This window comes from Nocardioides anomalus, from assembly GCF_011046535.1.
In the GTDB taxonomy this organism is placed as follows: domain Bacteria; phylum Actinomycetota; class Actinomycetes; order Propionibacteriales; family Nocardioidaceae; genus Nocardioides; species Nocardioides anomalus.
The window spans coordinates 2,747,164-2,766,638 of the sequence record NZ_CP049257.1 but is presented as its reverse complement, the minus strand read 5'-3'; the positions used below and the strand labels follow the sequence as shown (position 1 = coordinate 2,766,638).

The following is a 19,475-nucleotide window of genomic DNA, read 5'->3' as shown; positions in this document are numbered from 1 at the left end:
GAGACCAGACGAGGAGGACTCGATGAGGAAGGCAGTGCTGGCCGCGGTAGCGGTCGTGGTGGCGGCGGTCGTGGCGCTCGGTGCCTGGGCGGCGTTCGGCGCCGAGGGCGACCAGGAGCAGACGGCGCGCGAGACGTGCGACGGGCGCTCCACGGAGCTCTCGGTGGAGAGGGACGACGAGGGGACCGAGGTGAGCTTCGAGCTGCAGTCGACCGCGCCGGGGGAGACCTGGCAGGTCGTGCTCCAGCAGGGTGACACCGTGCTGCTCGATGGCCAGCGGCAGACCGACGAGGACGCCGAGCTCGACGTCGACGCGGTCGCGCAGGAGAGCGGGAGCGACGAGTTCACCGCGACCGCGACCCCGGCCGACGGTGGCGCCGCTTGCACGACGAGCGTGACCCGATGAAGGGGTGGACCGCGGCCGGCGCCGCGCTCGCGACGATCCCGCTCACGGTGCTGGCGACCGGTACGCCGGCGCACGCCGACGGGCCGACCGCGCGCGGGGCGTGCGGCACCGGCACCTACGAGCTCGAGGCCGAGCGCGACGACGGCCGGATCGAGGTGAGCGCCGACCTGGACCGGCTGGCGCCCGGGTCGCGCTGGACCGTGGTCGTCAAGCACGACGGCCAGCGCGTGGCCCGCGTGACGAGGACCGCCGACCGCGAGGGCGACATCGACGTCGACCTCGACCGGCCCGACACCCGGGGCGCCGACGTGTTCCGGCTCAAGGCCACGGCGGCGAACGGAACGCGCTGTGTCGCGACGGTGACGGTCCGCTAGGCCGGGCCGAGCGTCACGACCACCCGCGCCCCGCCCAGGGGCGAGGCGTCCAGGGCCAGACCGCCACCGCTCGCGGTGGCGGTCTGGTCGGCGATGGCGAGCCCGAGGCCGGTGGAGCCGGCGCCCGAGGTGCCGCGGCGTACGACGTCCAGCCCGGCGGGCAGCCCCGGACCGCCGTCGTCGACGGTGAGCACGAGCCCGCCGGCGGCGGAGGGCGCGAGCGACACCGCGACGGCCGAGCCCTCGGGGGCGTGGGTGAAGACGTTGTCCAGCAGCGCGTCCACCACGGCCTCGAGGTCGGCGGCCGAGGCGCGGACGGCGACGGGAGCGGAGGCGGTGCTGGTGAAGGCGAAGGACCGGTCCTGCTCCTCGGCCAGCGGCTCCCAGAAGCGCACCCGCTCCGAGAGCACGGCCACCCCGTCGGCGGCAGCAACCAGTCCCTCGCGCTCGGAGCGGCGGGCCTCGCGGACCACGTGGTCGACCAGCGCCTCGAGCTCGTCGAGGTCCGCGCCGAGCCGGTCGCGCTCGGGCCCGGCGGACAGCGCCTCGACCCGCAGCCGCAGCGTGGTGATCGGCGTGCGGAGCCGGTGCGACAGGTCGGCGACGCCGGCGCGCTCCCGCTCCAGGAGCGTCTCGATCCGGCCCACGAGCCGGGTCAGCGCGGCCGAGAGCTCGCGCACCTCGCGCGGTCCCCGAGACGCCACGGGCTCGACCGGCCGGTGCCCCAGCGCCCCGGCGTACGCCGCGAGCGCGCGGATCGGCTGCACGAACGAGCGGCCGAGCCGGTCGGCCAGGGCGAGCGCGCCGGCCAGCAGCACCAGGCCGAGCAGGGCCAGGACCAGCCAGCTGCGCAGGATGCCGGACTCGGTCCAGCCGGGCTCGTGCACGACGACCCGGATCACCGGGGTGGCGTCGGCGCCGGCGGTCGAGCCGCCCAGCGAGACCGGGACCAGGAACTCCGCGCCGCCGGCCACGTCGTCCAACCGCGCGCGCCCGGTGGTGCGCGCGTCGACCACGCGGTGGTCCTCGCCGGGATCCGGCCCGATGTCGGTGTCCGCGTCGTCGCCGGGGAAGAGCACCGTCGTCTCGGTGCCGGTGTCGCGGTTGATCCGGTCGAGGTACGCCGCCACCGCGCCGCGGTCGTCGCCCGCTCCGGAGACCACGGTCTCGGTGGCCTGCACCTCGAGCGCCGCGCGCGAGATCCGGTCCTCCAGCGCGTAGCCGCGCAGCAGCAGCGCCATCGGCACCAGCATGGCCAGCAGCACCATCGCCACGACCGCGGCGACGACGCTGATGAGGCTGCGCCGCACGGGTCAGCCCTCCGGCGCGCTGAGGCGGACGCCGACGCCACGCACGGTGTGCAGGTACCTCGGCTCCGACGCGCTCTCGCCGAGCTTGCGGCGCAGCCAGGACAGGTGCACGTCGACGGTCTTGTCCGAGCCGCCCCAGGCCTGCTGCCAGACCTCGGTGAGCAGCTCCTTCTTGGTCACCACCTCGCCGGGCCGCTCGGCCAGGTGCCGCAGCAGGTCGAACTCCCGCGGGCTCAGCTCCAGCTCGCGTCCGTCCAGCACCGCGCGCCGGCCGGCCACGTCGAGCTCGAGCCCGCCGACCACCAGCGCCTGCCGGGGCTGCCGCCCGCCCGCCGTGCGTCTGAGCACCGCGCGGATCCGGGCCTCGAGCTGGGTCGTGGTGTACGGCTTCACCACGTAGTCGTCGGCGCCGGCGTCCAGGCAGCCCACCAGGGACGGGTCGTCGTCGCGCGCGGTGGCCACGATGACCGGGACGTCGCTGACCGCCCGCAGCATCGAGAGCACCTGGGTGCCGTCCACGTCGGGCAGGCCGAGGTCGAGGATCACCAGGTCGGGGCGGGTGGAGACGGCCCGCTGGAGCCCGGCCATGCCGCTCACGGCCGAGTCGACGGCGTACCCGCGCTGGTCCAGGGAGCGCATCAGCAACGGCCGGATCCGGTCGTCGTCCTCGATGATCAGCACCTGCACCACGCCGTGAACCTAGCCGGACGACGTACGCGGGCGGCGCCGTCAGAGGGCGGCTTAGCGCGGCCTTAGCGAGCGCTTATCCGTGCAGACACCAGGATCAGCGGGTGACCCGTCGTGCCGTCCTGGGCTGGGCCGCGGCCTGGCTGCTGGCCGCCGCGGCCTCGGTCGTGGTCGGCGTCCTCGTGGTCGGCCAGCTGCGCGCGGAGAACCGCGACCGCGGCCCGATCGGCGACAACGAGCTGATCCGGCAGGCCCAGCTCAGCCAGGACCGGGCGACGCCGGACCCGCAGGCGAGGGTCGTGCGGCGCGAGATCACCGAGGAGTTCGGGGTCTTCGTGGTCGAGTGCCAGGGCGTCTACGCCTCCGGCGTCGAGGCCCGCCCGGACGAGGCGGCCGGCTGGCGCACGGTCAGCCTGGAGACCGGCCCCGACGACGACGTCGAGGCGGTCTTCGCCCAGGAGCGCCGCTCGGTGGAGATCGAGGTGTTCTGCAACCGCGGCCGCCCGACCGTCGCGGAGATCGAGCGCAACGAGCTCCCCGACTGACCTCCTCCCGGCGAGCCGTTGTGCGGCCCGTGTCAGGCTGACCGGCATGGAGCAGCGGACCCTCGGCAGGACCGGTCGCGACGTCTCGGTCGTCGGCCTCGGCACGTGGCAGCTCGGCGCGGACTGGGGCGACGTCACCGAGGAGCAGGCCCGTGAGGTGCTGGAGGCCTCGGCCGAGGCTGGGGTCACGTTCTACGACACCGCGGACGTCTACGGCGACGGGCGCAGCGAGCAGCTCGTAGGTGCGTTCGTGGCCGACCACGCCGACGCCGGGTTCACCGTCGCCACCAAGATGGGCCGGCGCGCCGAGCAGGTCCCCGAGAGCTACGTGGCCGACAACTTCCGCGCCTGGGTGGACCGCTCCCGGCGCAACCTCGGCGCCGACCGACTCGACCTGGTCCAGCTGCACTGCCCGCCGTCGGCCGTGATCGACGCCGACGCGACCTACGACGCGTTGGACGCGCTGGTCGAGGACGGCTCGATCGCGGCGTACGGCGTCTCGGTGGAGACCGCCGACCAGGCCCTCTCGGCCATCGCGCGACCGGGCGTGGCGTCGGTGCAGATCATCCTCAACGCGTTCCGGCTCAAGCCGCTCGAGCGGGTCCTGCCCGCGGCGATCGACGCCGGCGTGGGCATCATCGCTCGGGTGCCCCTGGCCTCCGGGCTGCTGTCCGGCAAGTACTCCGCGGACACCACCTTCGCCGAGGACGACCACCGGAACTACAACCGCGACGGCAGCGCCTTCGACGTGGGCGAGACCTTTTCCGGCGTGCCGTGGGAGACCGGGCTGTCGGCGGCGCAGGAGTTCTCGCGCCTGGTCGAGGCGCACGCCGACGGGCTCAGCCCGGCCCAGGCGGCGATCGCCTGGTGCGTCCAGCAGCCCGGCGTCAGCACCGTCATCCCGGGGGCCCGCAACCGGGACCAGGCGCGGTCCAACGCGGCCGCCGGCGGGGCCGGCCCGCTCGACCTGGCGCTGCTCGACGGCGTCCGCGCGCTGTACGACGAGCGGCTGCGCCCGCTGGTCCACGACCGCTGGTGAGCCACGCCTCCCGCATGGGTGCCCGGCCCACGGGGCACCGACGACCCGTGACCAGCACCGCTTCCGCACGACCCGGGGTCGACCCCTGGCCGTGAACTGGCTGCAGTGGTCCTACGTCGCCATGCTCGCGTTCTGCCTGGTCGGCACCCTCCCTCTGACCCACCTCTTCGGCCTGGACGTGCTGCGCCGGCCCGCGCGGCTGGCCGCCACGGTGCTGCTCGCCGGCGGACCGTTCCTGCTCTGGGACCTGTGGGCCACGCACGTCGGGCAGTGGTCCTTCGACGCTGCGCAGACCCTGCCGCCCCGGGTGCTCGGACTGCCGCTGGAGGAGATCGCGTTCTTCGTCGTCATCCCCCTCGTCGGGGTGCTCACCCACGAGGCGGTGCTGGCCGTGCGCGCCGGCGTCCGCCCGCCCTGGTGGCCGGGTCGGCGACACCCCGAGCCCAGCCGCGAGGAGGCCCGATGACCTACACCGCCCTGAGCGTCATCAGCATCGTGGTCGCGGTGGTCGTCGACCGCTGGGTGCTGCGGACCCGGCTGACCAGCACGGCCGGCTGGTGGTCGGCGTACGCCATCGTCGTGTTCTTCCAGCTGCTCACCAACGGCTGGCTGACCGGCCGCGGCATCGTGCGCTACCGCTCCGACGCGATCATCGGCGACTCGCACGCCCAGCTCCTCGGCGACGGCCGCCTGGTCTACGCGCCGGTCGAGGACCTCGGCTTCGGCTTCGGGCTGGTCCTCCTGAGCTGCGCCGTCTGGCGCTGGCTGAGCCGTCGCGACGAGGCGGCCCGGACGGAGACCTCGTGACCCAGACCGCCTGGCGCCGCCTCACCGCCGAGCCCGAGACGCTCGGGCTGCCCGGCCCGACGCCCCTGGACATGGCCAAGGTCCTCCGCTCGGTCCGCGCCGACCCGCTGTCCTACCTGGGCCGGGTCCGTGCGCAGTACGGCGAGCTCGTGCCGTTCCCGGTCCCCGGCGTGCCGGTGCTGCTGGTCAACGAGCCCGACGACGCCCGCCACGTGCTGCAGGGCAACGCGCGCAACTGGACCAAGCGGACCGTGCAGTACTCCGCGCTGGCCCGCGTCACCGGCCCCGGACTGCTGGCCTCGGCCGAGCCGGACTGGATCGCGCACCGGCGGATCGCGGCGCCGGCCTTCCACCACCAGCGGCTCGAGCGGATCGGCGAGCAGGTCCACGCCGCGGCCGACGACGCGGTGTCCTCGCTCGCGACGACCCGCGGCGAGGTCGTCGACGTCGCCCCGGCGGTCCTCCAGGTCGCGCTGGACGCGGTGGGTCGGGCGCTGTTCGCGGCCGACCTGTCCGGCCGCGCCCGCACGATGCTGCACGCCTCGGACGACGCGGCCAGCCTGGTCGTCCGGCTGGGCCGGGCGCTGCTGCCCATCCCGCAGGCCGTCCCCACCCCGCTCAACCTGCGGCTGGCCTCCGCGCGCCGCCGGCTCACCAGGGCCACGGCCGAGCTGCTGGCCGAGCGCCGGCGCGCCGCGACCGGCGGCGACGACCTGCTGGGGCTGCTCGTCGACAGCGGCCTGGACGACGAGGCCATCCGCGACGAGCTGGTCACCATGGTCATCGCCGGCCACGAGACGGTCGCGGCCAGCCTGACCTGGACGCTCATGCTGCTGGCCGAGCACCCGGAGGCCCAGGCCCGGGTGCACGCCGAGCTCGACGCGCTGGCCGACAGGGCAGAGCCGGTCTCCATGCTGCGCCACCGCGCGCAGCTGCCCTGGCTGGCCGCGGTGGTCGACGAGGCGCTGCGGCTCTTCCCGCCGGCCTGGGTCGTCTCGCGGCGCAGCGCCGGCCCGGACGTGATCAGCGGCCACGACGTGCCCGAGGGCACGACGGTGATCATCAGCCCCTGGCTGCTGCACCGGCGCGAGGACCTCTGGCCCGACCCGCTCGCCTTCCGCCCGGAGCGGTTCCTCGACGAGCGCGCCGCGCGCTCGACGTACCTCCCGTTCGGGCTCGGCCCACGGCTGTGCATCGGCCGGGAGTTCGCGCTGGGGGAGATGGCCATCGTGCTGGCCCGGGTGCTGTCGGCCTACGAGCTGCGCACGCCGGCCGGCTGGACCCGGCCCCGGCCGCAGGCCCAGGTCGCAGTGCACCCGCGCGGCGGACTGCGGCTGGCGCTGACTCCTCGGGGCCGCCTGTGAGCCCCGTCTGGTCGGCCGTCCTCGCCCTGGTCCTGCTGGCCGTCGGCACCCTCGCGGTGCGGCGGCTGGTCGCGGGCCTGCGCGTCCTGCCCGCCGGCGGTCCGGCGACGGGGGCAGCGGTCTCGGTCGTCGTCCCGGCCCGCGACGAGGCGGCCAGCCTGCCGACCCTGCTCGCGTCGGTCTCCCGGCTCGACCCGGCGCCGGCCGAGGTCGTGGTGGTCGACGACGGCTCCAGCGACGGCACCGGCGAGCTGGCCCGCGCCGGTGGCGCCCGCGTGGTCACCCTCGCCGGTCCGCCCGCCGGCTGGACCGGCAAGGCCTGGGCCTGCCAGCAGGGCGCCGAGGCCACCTCGGGCGAGCTCCTCCTCTTCCTCGACGCCGACACCGTGCTCGCGCCGGGCGCGCTGGGCGGGCTGCTGGCCGGGCACGGGCGCGGGCTGCTCTCGGTGCAGCCCTTCCACGCGGTCGGTCCCGGCTACGAGCAGCTCTCGGCGTACCCCAACGCCGTCTCCTTCCTGGCCAGTGGCGCCTTCGGCGCCCACCCCGAGCGCCGCCCGATGGCCTTCGGGCCCTGCCTGCTCACCACCCGCGCGGACTACGACCGGGCCGGCCAGCACGCCGCCGCGCGGGCCGACGTCCTCGACGACGTGGCCCTGGCCCGGGCCTACGACCGGGCCGGACTCCCGGTCCGCTGCCTGGCCGGCGGCGACGCGCTGGCCATGCGGATGTACCCCTCCGGCCTCGGCCAGCTCGTCGAGGGCTGGAGCAAGAACGTCGCCTCCGGCGCGAGCGCGGCCGCGCCGGGCGCCTCGGTGGCCGCGACCCTCTGGGTGGCCGCCCACCACGCGGTCGCCGTCGGCGCGGTGCTGTTCGTGGTGCACGCGGCCCGCGGCGACGCGGGGGCGCACGCCTGGGTGGCGGCGGCCCTGTGGGTCCTGGGGTGGCTCGGTGTGGCCCTGTCTCTGCGCGCGCTGCTGCGCCGGCTCGGCGCCTTCGCGTGGTGGACGTGGGCGCTGTTCCCGCTGACCCTGCTCGCCTTCGACCTGGTCTTCCTGCGCTCGGCCCTGCTCACCCTGCGCGGCTCGGTGCGCTGGCGCGGCCGGGCCGTCGCCACCCGGACGCCCGAGGCCGGGACGGAGGACGCCGCGTGCTGAAGCTCGTCATGCCCCAGGCCCTCACCCTCGTCGTCGACGTGGTGGCGTGGGGTGTCTTCCACAGCGTCACCGGGTACGCCGCGCACCGGCTCTCCGACGAGCGGCTGTCCCGCGACGGCTGGCTGCTGCGGCCGCGCCGCTTCGAGGACGGCGGCCGGTGGTACCGCCGCCGCCTGCGCATCCAGCGCTGGAAGGACCGCGTCCCCGAGGCCGGCGCGCTCTTCGCCGGCGGGGTGAGCAAGCGCGCGCTGCCCGCCCGGGACGAGGCCGGGCTCGAGCTGTTCGTCCGCGAGACGCGCCGCGCCGAGCTCGCGCACTGGTGGGCGCTGTGCTGCGGCCCGCTCTTCGTGCTGTGGAACCCGCCGCTCGCGGCCGGGGTCCTGGTGGCCTACGGCGTGCTGGTCAACCTGCCGTTCGTCGCCATCCAGCGCTACAACCGGCTGCGCCTGCTGTCGGTCCTCGCCCGCCGCAGGGCCCGCCCCGGTCCGGTCTCGTAGCCGTGCGCTCGCACGAGGAGCGGACGGTCGCGCCGTCCGGCACTCGACCGGCGTCCCGGCGCGACGACCCGAGCGCCCCCCGGCGCCGGTCCCGCCACGGCCCGGTGGCCCAGCTGCTCATCGCCTGGTCGCCGCTCAGCCTCATCCTCATCGCCTACGCCGTCGCGGGCTGGATCAGTGCGCCACTGGACCCCGACGACCCGGCCGAGCAGGTCAACCGGCTCGGGTTCCGCCTGCACACGCAGGGTCCGGCCACCGTCGACCGCCTGCTGTTCGGCGAGCACCCGTCGGCGTGGCTGCAGGACCGGCTGCTGGGCAGCACACCGCACTGGTACGACGCACTGGCGGCGCTGGTCTACGTCACCCACTTCGTCACCATCCCGGTCCTGACCGCGGTGGCGTGGTTCGCGCTGCGCGAGCGGTTCGCGCGATGGCTGGCCACCGTCGTGGCCTTCACCGTCGTCGGCATCACCGGCTACGTGGTCTACCCGGCCACGCCGCCCTGGCTGACCCGCGACGACGGGGTCCGGGTGGCGCAGCGCAGCTCGGCGTTCGGCTGGGACTACCTCCACCTGCACCCCGTCACCCGGCTGCTCGACCTGGCCCAGGCGGTGAGCAACCCCGTGGCGGCGATGCCGTCGCTGCACGCCGGCAGCGCGCTGCTCGTCGCACTGTTCGCCTGGCCGTCGGTGCGGCCGCGGTGGCGCGCCGTGCTGATGGCCTACGCGCTGCTCATGGCGGCCACGCTGGTCTACACAGGCGAGCACTACGTCGTCGACGTCGTCGCGGGCTGGGCCACGGCGGTCACGGCCCTGACGCTGGGGCGGACCGCGGAGCGCTGGTGGCGGGCTCGTCGCGACCGCGACGAGACCACCGTCCCGGACCCGGACCAGGACGGTGGCCCGACGACCGGACCAGGGACACTCCCCCCGGTCGCCTCCCGGGCCCGATCGTCCACTCTTCAACGATCCCCCCCTCGAGCGGGGTACGCCGTCGGGACGTGACGTGGGTCGCACCGGCGGGTGATGAGTTCTCCGGCTCCCGACCGTCACACCCCACGACACCCTCGAAGGACGGAGACGGACGTGGTGGAGATGGCGCAGGAGACCGACGAGCCGGCGTTCGCCGGGCTGACCGAACGGCACCGGCGGGAGCTGCACGTGCACTGCTACCGGATGCTCGGCTCGTTCGAGGACGCCGAGGACACCGTGCAGGAGACGTTCCTGCGCGCCTGGCGGCGCCGCGAGACGTACGCCGGGCGGGCCAGCGTGCGCGCCTGGCTCTACCGCATCGCCACCAACGCCTGCCTGGACCGGCTGGCCCAGCGCCGGCCCCGGCCGGCCACCGGTGGCGAGGTGCCGTGGCTGCAGCCCTACCCCGACCGCCTGCTCGACGAGCTGCCCGCCGCCGGCGCCGACGACCCCGAGCGGCGCGCGCTGGCCCGCGAGACCGTCGAGCTGGCCTACGTGGTCGCGGTCCAGCACCTGGCCCCGCGTCCGCGCGCGGTCCTGATCCTGCGCGACGTGCTGGGCTGGCCGGCCGCGGACGTGGCCGGGCTGCTCGGCGACTCGGTGAACTCGGTCAACAGCGCGCTCCAGCGGGCCCGGGCCGGCCTGCGCGCCCACCTGCCGGCCGACCGCGAGGACTGGGCCGCCGCGCCGCCCGACGACCCCGCCACCCTGGAGGTCGTGCGTCGCTTCGTCGACGCGACCCTCGCCACCGACACCGCCGCCCTCGCCGGCCTGCTGCGCGAGGACGTGCGCTGCTCGATGCCGCCGACGCCCGGGCTGCACGTCGGCCGGGACGAGGTCCTGCGCGACTGGGTGGCGGACGGCTTCACCGAGCTGGCCGGCCTGCGCGTCGTCCCCACCGCGGTGAACCGGCAGCCCGCCTTCGGCTGCTACCTGTGGTCCGAGGCCGAGGAGGCGTACCTGCCGCTCACCCTCGACGTCCTGCGTGTCGAGGGCGGCCTGGTCACCGAGGTCACGATCTTCCACGCCGACCGGTTCGCCGGTGTCGGGCTGCCCGAGCGGCTGGGCGCGTCGTGAGCGGGCTGCGCCTGCTCGGTCTCGGCGTCCTCGCCGCCGTGGCCGCCGCCGTCGTCACCACGCTCGTCGCCGCCCTCGCCGGCGCCCTCGGCGCCGACCTCGCCGTCCCCGACGGCGAGGAGCGGATCCCCCTGGCCGGCGTCGGCACGATGACCGTCGTCCTCTCGCTGGTCGGGGTGGGCCTCGCCCTGGCGCTCCGGGCCTGGTCCGCCCGGCCGGCGCGGGTCTTCCTGGTGGTGACGGCGGTGCTGACCGCGGTCTCGCTGGTGCCGCCACTCCTCGCCGGCGGCGACGCCGCCACCACCGTCACTCTCGTCGGGCTGCACCTGCTGGCCGCCGCGGTGGTGGTGCCGGTCCTCACCCGCGGGCTGGCCGTCTCACCCTCCTAGGCCCGCCCGGCGCAGGAGCTCGTCGACCACCTCGGCCAACGGCCGGGTGGCGTCGACGGCCACGCCCGCCGGCACGTCCTCGCCGCTCGTGTGCAGCCGCAGCACCAGCTCCCGCTCGGCCGGGGCCGAGCCCCACTCACCGGGCGGCCGGGCGTCGAGGCGGCGCGCCAGCGTCTCGCGGTCGACCTGCAGCACGAACACCTCGTCGAACAGCGCGACGAACCGGGAGACGTTCCGCGAGCCGCCGCAGCAGAACGTCACCGGCACGCTCCTGTCCGCCACCAGCGCCCGCACCCGTTCCACGTCCCACAGGTGGTGCTCGTGGTCCGCGGTGTCCGTCGGCGCACCGGTCACCGGGTCGCCCTGGTAGGCCAGCGTCCGGTCGCCGTGCACCACGTGCAGACCCAGCCGCGTCAGCTCGTCGGCCACCGCGGTCTTCCCGGTGCCGGACACGCCCTCGACCAGGTAGTTCCGCACGCCCACCCGGCCAGTGTCGCGCGGCGGCCGGGGTCACGTCGCCCAGCGCGCACCCCTCTAGGCTGCGGGCATGGGCAAGCAAGAGGACTTCGTGCTGCGCGCACTCGAGGAGCGCGATGTCCGCTTCGTGCGGCTGTGGTTCACCGACGTGCTGGGGTTCCTGAAGTCCGTGGCGGTCGCGCCCGCGGAGCTGGAGGGGGCGTTCGCGGAGGGGATCGGGTTCGACGGCTCGGCCATCGAGGGGTTCGCGCGGGTCTACGAGTCCGACATGCTGGCCAAGCCGGACCCGTCGACGTTCCAGATCCTGCCGTGGCGCGGCGAGGGCCCGAGCACGGCGCGGATGTTCTGCGACATCGTGATGCCGGACGGCTCGCCGTCGTACGCCGATCCGCGGTTCGTGCTCAAGCGGACGCTGGCGACCGCGGCCGAGCAGGGCTTCACCTTCTACACGCACCCCGAGATCGAGTTCTACCTCTTCCGCGACACCCCGGTGCAGGGGGTGGACCCGGTGCCGGTGGACCGCTCGGGCTACTTCGACCACACGGCGCAGTCCAAGGGCGCAGACTTCCGGCGCGAGGCCATCACGATGCTGGAGTCGATGGGCATCTCGGTGGAGTTCAGCCACCACGAGGGCGGCCCGGGTCAGCAGGAGATCGACCTCCGCTACGCCGACGCGCTGAGCACCGCCGACAACATCATGACCTTCCGCACGGTGATCCGGGAGGTGGCGCTGAGCCAGGGCATCTGGGCGACGTTCATGCCCAAGCCGTTCACCACCCACCCGGGCTCGGGGATGCACACCCACGTGTCGCTGTTCGAGGGCGACCAGAACGCCTTCTACGAGGCGGGCGCGGAGTACCAGCTGTCGCGGACCGGCCGGCAGTTCATCGCCGGGGTGCTGGCGCACTCGCAGGAGATCAGCGTCGTCACCAACCAGTGGGTCAACAGCTACAAGCGGATGATGTTCGGCGGCGAGGCGCCGTCGTACGTCTGCTGGGGCCACAACAACCGCTCGGCCATGGTCCGGGTGCCGATGTACAAGCCCAACAAGGGTCAGTCCACGCGCATCGAGATCCGCACCATCGACGCGGCGTGCAACCCCTACCTCGCGTACGCCGTGGTGCTGGCGGCCGGGATGGACGGCATCAAGCAGGGCCTGGAGCTGCCGCGCGAGGCCGAGGACGACGTGTGGACGCTGACCGAGCGTGAGCGCACCAGCCTCGGGATCGAGCCGCTGCCCAAGAACCTCAACGAGGCCATCGTCATCGCCGAGCGCTCCGAGCTGCTGGCCGAGACGCTGGGCGAGCACGTCTTCGACTTCTTCCTGCGCAACAAGCGGGCGGAGTGGGACGACTACCGCGGCCAGGTCTCCGCCTTCGAGCGGGACATGATGCTGCCCGTCCTGTGACGCCGGTCTACAGCCTGGACCGGGTCCGCCGGCTGCGGCTGGTCCTGCTCATCGTGGCCGCGCTGGCCGTGGTGATCGCCGTGCTCGCGGCGTTCATCCTGGCCCGCGGCGACAACCGGTCGGCGGGGGCGGTCGCGGTGGTGGTGGCCGGGCTGCTGCTCGGCGCGACCGGCGCGGCCCTGCGGCTGCTGCCCGACCGGGGCCGGCCCGCCAAGATCGCGACCGTCGTCACCGCGGTCGTGTGCGTGCTGTCCGGGGTGGGGCTGGCCGGCACCTGGCTGGCCTTCCTGCTGCCGCTGCTGGGCCTGGGCCTGCTGTTCCTCGCCCTCATCGCCGACGAGCCGGAGGCCCTCCCGTGAGGATCCTCGTGGTCCAGCCCGAGCTGGAGGACCCGCCGCACCTGTTCGGCCGCTGGCTGGAGGAGGCGGGCGCGGGCCTCGAGGTCGTCCACCCCTACGCCGGCGACCCGCTGCCCACGCTCGACGGGTACGCCGGGCTGCTGGTCCTCGGCGGCGCGATGAGCGCCAACGACGACGACCTCCTCGACTGGATCGGACCGGTCAAGGAGCTCATCCGCGACGCCGTGGCCGAGGGCGTGCCGACCCTCGGCATCTGCCTGGGCCACCAGCTCGTGGGCAGCGCCCTGGGCGGCACCGTCGCCCCCAACCCGCGCGGGCAGCAGAACGGTCTGATCCCCGTCGGCTGGACCGCCGCGGCCAGCGACGACCCGCTCTTCGGCGCCCTGGTCACGCCCCGGCGCGGCGTGCACTGGAACTACGACCTCCTCGTCGAGCTCCCGCCCGGCGCCGAGGTGCTGGCCCAGACCCCGGACGACGAGCCGCAGGTCGTGCGGTTCGGCGAGCGCGCGTGGGGCGTCCAGCTCCACCCGGAGGTGGACGAGACCGTGGTGGCCACGTGGGTCACCGACACCGAGCGCGGCGAGCTGGCCGACCGCGGCCTGGACGCCGACCGGCTGCTGGCCGACATCGCGGCGGCGCGCGAGGAGCTCGACCACGCCTGGGCGCCCCTGGCGGCCGGCTTCGCCGACCTCGCGCTGGGCCCGCCGTGAGCCCGACCGTGAGCCCGGCCGGGAGCCCCACCGGCAGCCGGCCCGCGACCACCCAGGGCCAGCTGACCCGGCTCGGCTTCGACGACCCCGAGCGCGCGCTGGCCGACCTCGCCCTGCTGGGCACGGCGGCCGACCCGCTGGTCGCGCTCATCGCCCAGGCCGCCGACCCCGACCTCGCGCTGACCTCGCTGACCCGGCTCCTCGAGCAGGCCGGGACCGACGAGGGCCGCGCGCTGCTCACCGCCCTGGTCGACGACGAGGGCACCGCCATGCGGCTGCTCTCGGTCCTGGGCGCCAGCGAGGCGCTGGCCGACCACCTGTGCCGCCACCCCGAGCACTGGCGCGAGCTCACCGACCCCACGCTGGGCTCGACCCGACCCCCGGCGTACGCCGTGCGCGAGGAGCTCCTGCGCGTCGTGGGCGCTGACCCCCGCGACGCGCAGCCCACCGCGAGCAGACCGGACGCCGAGGCGGTGGACGCGCTGCGCGTGGAGTACCGCCGCGTCCTGCTCCGCCTCGCCGCCCGCGACCTCACCCATCACCTCGGCGTCGACGACGCCGCCGCCGAGCTGTCGGACCTGGCCGCCGGCACCCTCGACGCCGCGCTCGCGGTGGCCCGCCAGCGGGTCGGCGCCGACGCCGCGCAGGCCCGGCTCGCGGTCATCGCCATGGGCAAGTGCGGCGGCCACGAGCTCAACTACGTCTCCGACGTCGACGTGATCTTCGTGCACGAGCCGGCCGAGGGCGCCGATCCGGACCGCGCGCTCAAGGTGGCCACCCAGCTGGCCGGCCACCTGATGCGCGTCTGCTCCGAGCACACCGGCGAGGGCACGATCTGGCCGGTCGACGCGGCCCTGCGCCCCGAGGGCAAGGCCGGCCCGCTGACCCGGACCCTGGCCAGCCACCAGGGCTACTACGAGCGCTGGGCCAGCACCTGGGAGTTCCAGGCCCTGCTCAAGGCCCGCGCGGTGGCCGGCGACCTCGCGCTCGGGGCGGCGTACGTCGCCATGGTCCAGCCGATGATCTGGAGCGCGGTCGAGCGCGACGGGTTCGTCGAGGACACCCAGGCCATGCGCCGCCGGGTCATCGCGCACATCCCGGCCTCGCAGGCCGAGCGCCAGCTCAAGCTGGGCTCGGGCGGGCTGCGCGACGTGGAATTCGCGGTCCAGCTGCTCCAGCTGGTCCACGGCCGCACCGACGAGTCGATCCGGCCCTCGACCACGCTCAGCGCGCTGGCCCGCCTGACCACGGGCGGGTACGTCGGCCGCGAGGACGGCGAGGCCCTGCACGAGGCCTACGCCTTCCTGCGCACCCTCGAGCACCGCATCCAGCTCTTCCAGCTGCGCCGCACCCACGTCGTGCCCGAGGACGAGCGGTCGCTGCGCCGCCTGGGCCGCAGCATGGGCTACACCAAGGAGCCGGTGGCCACCTTGGACAAGGAGTGGCAGCACCACCGCCGCGAGGTCCGCCGGCTGCACGAGAAGCTCTTCTACCGACCGCTGCTCACCTCGGTCGCGCGCCTGGAGTCCGACGAGGCCCGGCTGACCCCCGAGGCGGCCACGGCCCGGCTCGCCGCGCTCGGCTTCGCCGACCCCAGGGCGGCGCTGCGCCACCTCGAGGCGCTCACGTCCGGGGTGACCCGGACCGCGAACATCCAGCGCCAGCTGCTGCCGGTCATGCTCGACTGGTTCGCCGAGGCGCCCGACCCGGACGCCGGGCTGTTCGGCTTCCGGCGGCTGAGCGAGTCGCTGGGCCGCACGCCGTGGTACCTCAAGACCCTGCGCGACGAGGGCCAGGTCGCCGAGCGGCTGGCCAAGCTGCTGGCCACCTCGCGCTACGTCTCCGCGCTGCTCGAGCAGGAGCCGGCCGGCGTGCGGATGCTGGGGGAGGACCTCACCCCGCTCTCCTCCGAGCAGGTGGTGGAGGAGATGCTCGCCGCGGCCGGTCGGCGCACGGGGGCCGAGGACGCCGTCCGCGCGATCCGGGCCGTGCGCCGCCGCGAGCTGCTCCGCGTGGCCGCCGGCGACGCGCTCGGCCTCACCGACGTGGCCGACGTCGGCGCCGCGCTGTCCCGGCTGACCGACGCCACCCTCGAGGCCACCTTGCGGGTCGTGACCGCCTCGGTCGCGCAGGCCAAGGGCCTGGACCCCGCCCCCGCGCGCATCGCCGTCATCGCCATGGGCCGCTACGGCGGCTTCGAGCTGTCCTACGGCAGCGACGCCGACGTGCTCTTCGTGCACGAGCCGGTCGAGGGCGCCGACCAGCACGCCACCTCGTCGTACGCCGTCGCGGTGGCCAACGAGGTGCGCCGGCTGCTGGCCCTCCCCGGTGGCGACCCGGCGCTGGTGGTGGACGCCGACCTGCGCCCCGAGGGCAAGCAGGGCCCGCTGTCGCGCAGCCTGGACTCGCACGCGGCGTACTACGCGAAGTGGTCGCACGTCTGGGAGGCGCAGGCCCTGCTCCGCGCCGACGCCGTCGTGGGCGACGAGGGGCTGCGCGAGCGGTTCGTGGCCCTCATCGACCCGCTGCGCTACCCGGCGGCCGGACTGAGCGAGGACGACGCGGTCGAGGTGCGCCGGATCAAGGCGCGCGTGGACAAGGAGCGGCTGCCGCGCGGCGCCGACCCGGCCAGCCACCTCAAGCTCGGCCGCGGCGGGCTCGCCGACATCGAGTGGACCGTCCAGCTGCTGCAGATGCAGCACGCCGGCAGCGTCGCGGGTCTGCGCACCCCCCGGACCCTCGACGCCCTGGCCGCCGCCCGCGGGGCCGGGCTGATCGGGGCCGCGGACGCCGAGGCGCTCGCGCACGGCTGGCGCTGGGTCAGCCGGATCCGCAACGCCGTCACCCTCGTGCGCGGCAAGGGCAGCGACACCCTGCCGCACGACATCCGCGAGCGCGCCGCCGTGGCCAACGTGCTCGGCTACCCCGCCGGCGCCACCGACCGGATGGTCAACGACCACCTGCGGACCATGCGGGTCTCGAGCGAGGTCGTCGACCGGGTGTTCTGGGGATGACGCCGCTGCCCGAGGGGATGACCCTGCGGGTGCACCAGCGCGAGGCGCTCGCCGCGCTCGACGCCGCCTGGACCGCCGGGAGCCGCCGCGCCTGGGTCGCCCTCCCGCCCGGGGCCGGCAAGACCCTCGTCGGCCTGCTCACCGTCCGCGACCGGATCGCCGCCGGCGCCGCCGGTCGCGCCGTCGTGCTCGGCCCCAACACCGCCATCCAGGGCCAGTGGGCCGCCCAGGCCGCCGCCCTCGGCCTCGACGTGGGCACCGACCGCAGCCTCGAGCACCAGCTCACCGCCCTGACCTACCAGGCGCTGGCCGTCTTCGACGCCGACGACGAGGTCGACGACGACGGCGTACCCGCCGCCCCCACGGTCCCGGAGCCGCCGCCGGTCGCTTGTAACGCTCAGTTACAGGATCTTCCGACCCGTTCGAACGGGTCGGAAGATCCTGTAACTGAGCGTTACAAGCGGGAGGCGGGGTCGGCGGGGGAGCGGGGACTGCTGGACCGGCTGCACCCGAACGGGCGGGCGTTCGTCGAGGAGCTGCGGGCGGCCGGGCCGCTGCTGCTGGTGCTCGACGAGTGCCACCACCTGCTCGAGGTGTGGGGCCGGCTCATCGGCGAGCTGCTGGACCAGCTGCCCGACGCCCTCGTCCTCGGCCTCACCGCGACGCCGCCCGAGGCGCTCACGGCCGATCAGGCGCAGCTGGTCGACGAGCTGTTCGGCACGCCGCTCTACCGCGTCTCGATCCCGGCTGTGGTCAAGGCCGGCGACCTGGCGCCGTTCGTGGAGCTGGCCTGGCTGACGACGCCCACGGCCAGCGAGGACCAGTGGCTGGCCGAGGAGGCCGAGCGGTTCCAGGAGCTCGTCACCCAGCTGACCGACCCGACCTTCGGTTCGATGGCCTTCCTGCCGTGGCTCGACGCGCGCTTCGTGGCCGGCCGCTCGCCGTGGCTGACCCTGGTCCGCGAGCAGCCCGACCTGTGCCGGGCTGTGCTGCGGCTGCACCACGCGGGGCTCATCGGGCTGCCGTCCGGCGCGCGCCTGCAGGAGGAGCACCGCTCGGCGCCGACCGCCGACGACTGGGTGCTGCTGGTCGACGACTGGCTCACCGGCCGGCTCACCAGGACCGGCCTGCCCGAGGACGAGCAGGTCGTCGAGGCGGTACGCCGGGCGCTGCCGTCGGTCGGCTACCAGTGGACCCGGCGCGGGATCCGTCGCGGCCGCAGCCCGGTCGACCGGGTGCTGGCCCGCAGCGAGTCCAAGACGCAGGCCGTGGTCGAGCTCTGCGTGCACGAGCACCTCGCGCTCGGCGAGCGCCTGCGGATGCTGGTCCTCACCGACCACGAGCGCGCCGGCGCGACGCTGCCGGCCGACCTCACGGGGGTGCTGGACCAGCAGGCCGGCTCGGCCCACGCCGTGCTGGCCGCGCTGGTGGCGGCGCCGGAGACCGCCGGCCTCCGCCCGCTGCTGGTCACCGGCAAGACCGTGGCGGGCGCGGCCGCGACGCTGACGGCGTTCCTGGCGTGGCTCCCGGACCGGGAACTGGCGAGCAGGCTGGGCGTGCAGCCGCTCGACGGCGCCCTGGCCCAGGTCACCGGGCCGTGGGAGGCGCGCACGTGGGTGGGCCACGTGACGGCGTACTTCCAGGACGGCCACGCCCAGGTCCTCGTCGGCACCCGCGCGCTGCTCGGCGAGGGCTGGGACGCGAAGCGGATCACCGGCCTGGCCGACCTCACCGCCGTCACCACGATCACCTCGGTCGTGCAGACCCGCGGTCGGGCGCTCCGCACCGACCCCCTGTGGCCGGACAAGGTCGCGGTCAACTGGTCCCTGGTGTGCGTCTCGGACCGACACCCGAAGGGCGGCAACGACTGGGACCGGCTGGTGCGCAAGCACGCCGGCTACTTCGGCCTGGACCCCGACGGCCAGATCGTGGACGGGGTCGCACACCTCGACCCCGCCTTCTCGCCGTACGTCCCGCCGCCGGTGGCCGAGTTCGGCGCCGCCAACGCCCGCGCCGTGATCCGCGCCGAGCAGCGCGACACCGTCCGCACGCAGTGGCGGGTGGGGGAGCCGTACGCCGACACCGCGGTCTACGGCATCCGGATCAAGGCCCGCGGCACCAGCACCGGTGGCTTCGGGCTCGGCCAGGGTCCGGCGGACGTCGTGCTGCGACCGGACGCCGCCGAGCTGCGCGGCCTGCGCCGGCACCGCACCGCCGACCGCGCGACCTCGCTGCTGGCCGGCGCCGGCGTGCTCGCGGTGCTCGTGGCGGCCGTGGCCGGCGCGCCGCTGGTCCTGGCCGCCGGCGCGCTGGTCGGCGTCGGCGCCGCCGCGCTGCGGGTGCGCAGCCAGCTGCGCCACGGCGCCGAGCTCCTGCACGCCGCCGAGGAGGCGCCGTCGGTCATCCGGATCGCCTCCGCGGTGGCCGACGGGCTGCTCGCGGCCGGCCTGGTCCGCCGGGGCGCCGACGCGGTCGAGGTGGTGCTGGACCGGGACGGCGAGTACCGCTGCGTCCTGCACGCCGACCAGACCGAGGCCCAGACCTTCGCCACCGCGCTGGACGAGGCGGTCTCGCCGATCCTGCTGCCGCGCTACCTGCTGCCGCGCTGGGTCCGCTCGCCCCGGCCCCGCACCTGGTGGCGCGAGCTCCGGGCCGGGCTCGGGCGGGTGCGGCCCGACGGCGTGGTCTGGCACGCCGTGCCCACCGTGCTCGGCGTCAACGCCGAGCGCGCCGCCGCGTACGCCCGGGCCTGGGACCACTGGGTCGGCGGTGGCGACCCCGTCTACACCGGCTCGCCCGAGGGGCAGGGGGTCCTGGCCGCCCAGCAGGGCACCGACCCGTTCGCGGCCTCGACCGTGATGCGCCGCCAGTGGGAATGAACGGCAAC

The 19,475-nt window shown here is 75.4% G+C and carries 20 protein-coding genes; 17 read left to right on the top strand and 3 right to left on the bottom strand.

From position 1 onward, the window contains the following. Window positions 1-22 precede the first annotated feature (22 nt). Window positions 23-406, top strand: coding sequence for a hypothetical protein (locus G5V58_RS13900; protein ID WP_165233742.1), 384 nt, complete (start codon window positions 23-25; stop codon window positions 404-406). Beyond that, window positions 403-780 (top strand): hypothetical protein, encoded by a 378-nt coding sequence (locus G5V58_RS13895; protein WP_165233739.1) that lies wholly within the window; start codon window positions 403-405, stop codon window positions 778-780. The genes G5V58_RS13900 and G5V58_RS13895 overlap by 4 nt, the downstream gene beginning before the upstream one ends. Here G5V58_RS13895 and G5V58_RS13890 read toward each other — a convergent pair. Beyond that, window positions 777-2,090, bottom strand: a complete 1,314-nt coding sequence (locus tag G5V58_RS13890) for a sensor histidine kinase (protein WP_165233736.1) — start codon at window positions 2,088-2,090, stop codon at window positions 777-779. The genes G5V58_RS13895 and G5V58_RS13890 overlap by 4 nt on opposite strands. 3 nt (window positions 2,091-2,093) lie before the next feature. Continuing rightward, window positions 2,094-2,780, bottom strand: coding sequence for a response regulator transcription factor (locus G5V58_RS13885; protein ID WP_165233733.1), 687 nt, complete (start codon window positions 2,778-2,780; stop codon window positions 2,094-2,096). Window positions 2,781-2,881: 101 nt separating this feature from the next. Between G5V58_RS13885 and G5V58_RS13880 the strand changes: the two genes are divergently transcribed. From G5V58_RS13880 to G5V58_RS13835, 10 genes are all read left to right on the top strand, one after another. Beyond that, window positions 2,882-3,322 (top strand): hypothetical protein, encoded by a 441-nt coding sequence (locus G5V58_RS13880; RefSeq protein ID WP_165233730.1) that lies wholly within the window; start codon window positions 2,882-2,884, stop codon window positions 3,320-3,322. A 46-nt stretch (window positions 3,323-3,368) separates the two neighbouring features. Next, window positions 3,369-4,361, top strand: a complete 993-nt coding sequence (locus tag G5V58_RS13875; protein WP_165233727.1) for an aldo/keto reductase — start codon at window positions 3,369-3,371, stop codon at window positions 4,359-4,361. Window positions 4,362-4,452: 91 nt separating this feature from the next. Beyond that, window positions 4,453-4,827, top strand: coding sequence for a lycopene cyclase domain-containing protein (locus G5V58_RS13870; RefSeq protein WP_165233724.1), 375 nt, complete (start codon window positions 4,453-4,455; stop codon window positions 4,825-4,827). Further along, entirely contained in the window at window positions 4,824-5,168 is a 345-nt protein-coding gene (locus G5V58_RS13865; RefSeq protein WP_165233721.1) for a lycopene cyclase domain-containing protein, read from the top strand. Before G5V58_RS13870 ends, G5V58_RS13865 begins: the two co-directional genes overlap by 4 nt. Beyond that, on the top strand, window positions 5,165-6,532 hold the full coding sequence (locus tag G5V58_RS13860; RefSeq protein WP_165233718.1) for a cytochrome P450: 1,368 nt from the start codon (window positions 5,165-5,167) through the stop codon (window positions 6,530-6,532). Before G5V58_RS13865 ends, G5V58_RS13860 begins: the two co-directional genes overlap by 4 nt. Next, on the top strand, window positions 6,529-7,686 hold the full coding sequence (locus G5V58_RS13855) for a glycosyltransferase family 2 protein (protein ID WP_165233715.1): 1,158 nt from the start codon (window positions 6,529-6,531) through the stop codon (window positions 7,684-7,686). Before G5V58_RS13860 ends, G5V58_RS13855 begins: the two co-directional genes overlap by 4 nt. Further along, the gene (locus G5V58_RS13850) at window positions 7,680-8,183 is read left to right on the top strand and encodes a glycosyl-4,4'-diaponeurosporenoate acyltransferase CrtO family protein (RefSeq protein ID WP_165233712.1); all 504 of its coding nucleotides are present in this window, start codon (window positions 7,680-7,682) and stop codon (window positions 8,181-8,183) included. Before G5V58_RS13855 ends, G5V58_RS13850 begins: the two co-directional genes overlap by 7 nt. 2 nt (window positions 8,184-8,185) lie before the next feature. Then, window positions 8,186-9,187 (top strand): phosphatase PAP2 family protein, encoded by a 1,002-nt coding sequence (locus tag G5V58_RS13845; RefSeq protein ID WP_165233709.1) that lies wholly within the window; start codon window positions 8,186-8,188, stop codon window positions 9,185-9,187. A gap of 90 nt (window positions 9,188-9,277) precedes the next feature. Continuing rightward, on the top strand, window positions 9,278-10,231 hold the full coding sequence (locus tag G5V58_RS13840) for an RNA polymerase subunit sigma-70 (protein WP_230486623.1): 954 nt from the start codon (window positions 9,278-9,280) through the stop codon (window positions 10,229-10,231). After that, window positions 10,228-10,620: a DUF6069 family protein gene (locus tag G5V58_RS13835; RefSeq protein ID WP_165233703.1), complete on the top strand. Its 393-nt coding sequence runs from the start codon at window positions 10,228-10,230 to the stop codon at window positions 10,618-10,620. The genes G5V58_RS13840 and G5V58_RS13835 overlap by 4 nt, the downstream gene beginning before the upstream one ends. On the opposite strand, the gene G5V58_RS13830 is transcribed toward G5V58_RS13835, so the two are convergent. Continuing rightward, window positions 10,609-11,103: a nucleoside kinase gene (locus G5V58_RS13830; protein WP_165233700.1), complete on the bottom strand. Its 495-nt coding sequence runs from the start codon at window positions 11,101-11,103 to the stop codon at window positions 10,609-10,611. The two genes, G5V58_RS13835 and G5V58_RS13830, sit on opposite strands and share 12 nt — an antisense overlap. Before the next feature lie 64 nt (window positions 11,104-11,167). Here G5V58_RS13830 and glnA point away from each other — a divergent pair, with 64 nt between their 5' ends. The 5 genes from glnA to G5V58_RS13805 are packed head-to-tail and all read left to right on the top strand — an operon-like array spanning window position 11,168 to window position 19,467. Beyond that, a complete protein-coding gene (gene glnA / locus G5V58_RS13825; protein WP_165233698.1) occupies window positions 11,168-12,505 on the top strand; it encodes a type I glutamate--ammonia ligase in 1,338 nt (445 codons plus the stop codon). After that, window positions 12,502-12,864: a hypothetical protein gene (locus G5V58_RS13820; protein ID WP_165233695.1), complete on the top strand. Its 363-nt coding sequence runs from the start codon at window positions 12,502-12,504 to the stop codon at window positions 12,862-12,864. The genes glnA and G5V58_RS13820 overlap by 4 nt, the downstream gene beginning before the upstream one ends. Beyond that, window positions 12,861-13,574 (top strand): type 1 glutamine amidotransferase, encoded by a 714-nt coding sequence (locus tag G5V58_RS13815; protein WP_165233692.1) that lies wholly within the window; start codon window positions 12,861-12,863, stop codon window positions 13,572-13,574. The genes G5V58_RS13820 and G5V58_RS13815 overlap by 4 nt, the downstream gene beginning before the upstream one ends. Next, complete coding sequence (locus tag G5V58_RS13810; RefSeq protein ID WP_230486622.1) at window positions 13,571-16,588, top strand: bifunctional [glutamine synthetase] adenylyltransferase/[glutamine synthetase]-adenylyl-L-tyrosine phosphorylase; 3,018 nt, start codon at window positions 13,571-13,573, stop codon at window positions 16,586-16,588. The genes G5V58_RS13815 and G5V58_RS13810 overlap by 4 nt, the downstream gene beginning before the upstream one ends. After that, on the top strand, window positions 16,585-19,467 hold the full coding sequence (locus G5V58_RS13805) for a DEAD/DEAH box helicase family protein (protein ID WP_165233690.1): 2,883 nt from the start codon (window positions 16,585-16,587) through the stop codon (window positions 19,465-19,467). The genes G5V58_RS13810 and G5V58_RS13805 overlap by 4 nt, the downstream gene beginning before the upstream one ends. Window positions 19,468-19,475 lie beyond the last annotated feature (8 nt).

Bases quoted from the DNA above. Each gene is read 5' to 3' on its own strand.
- G5V58_RS13865 (WP_165233721.1), top strand. From the start codon at position 4,824: ATGACCTACACCGCCCTGAGCGTCATCAGCATCGTGGTCGCGGTGGTC.
- glnA (WP_165233698.1), top strand. From the start codon at position 11,168: ATGGGCAAGCAAGAGGACTTCGTGCTGCGCGCACTCGAGGAGCGCGAT.
- G5V58_RS13895 (WP_165233739.1), top strand. From the start codon at position 403: ATGAAGGGGTGGACCGCGGCCGGCGCCGCGCTCGCGACGATCCCGCTC.
- G5V58_RS13805 (WP_165233690.1), top strand. From the start codon at position 16,585: ATGACGCCGCTGCCCGAGGGGATGACCCTGCGGGTGCACCAGCGCGAG.
- G5V58_RS13840 (WP_230486623.1), top strand. From the start codon at position 9,278: ATGGCGCAGGAGACCGACGAGCCGGCGTTCGCCGGGCTGACCGAACGG.
- G5V58_RS13900 (WP_165233742.1), top strand. From the start codon at position 23: ATGAGGAAGGCAGTGCTGGCCGCGGTAGCGGTCGTGGTGGCGGCGGTC.
- G5V58_RS13875 (WP_165233727.1), top strand. From the start codon at position 3,369: ATGGAGCAGCGGACCCTCGGCAGGACCGGTCGCGACGTCTCGGTCGTC.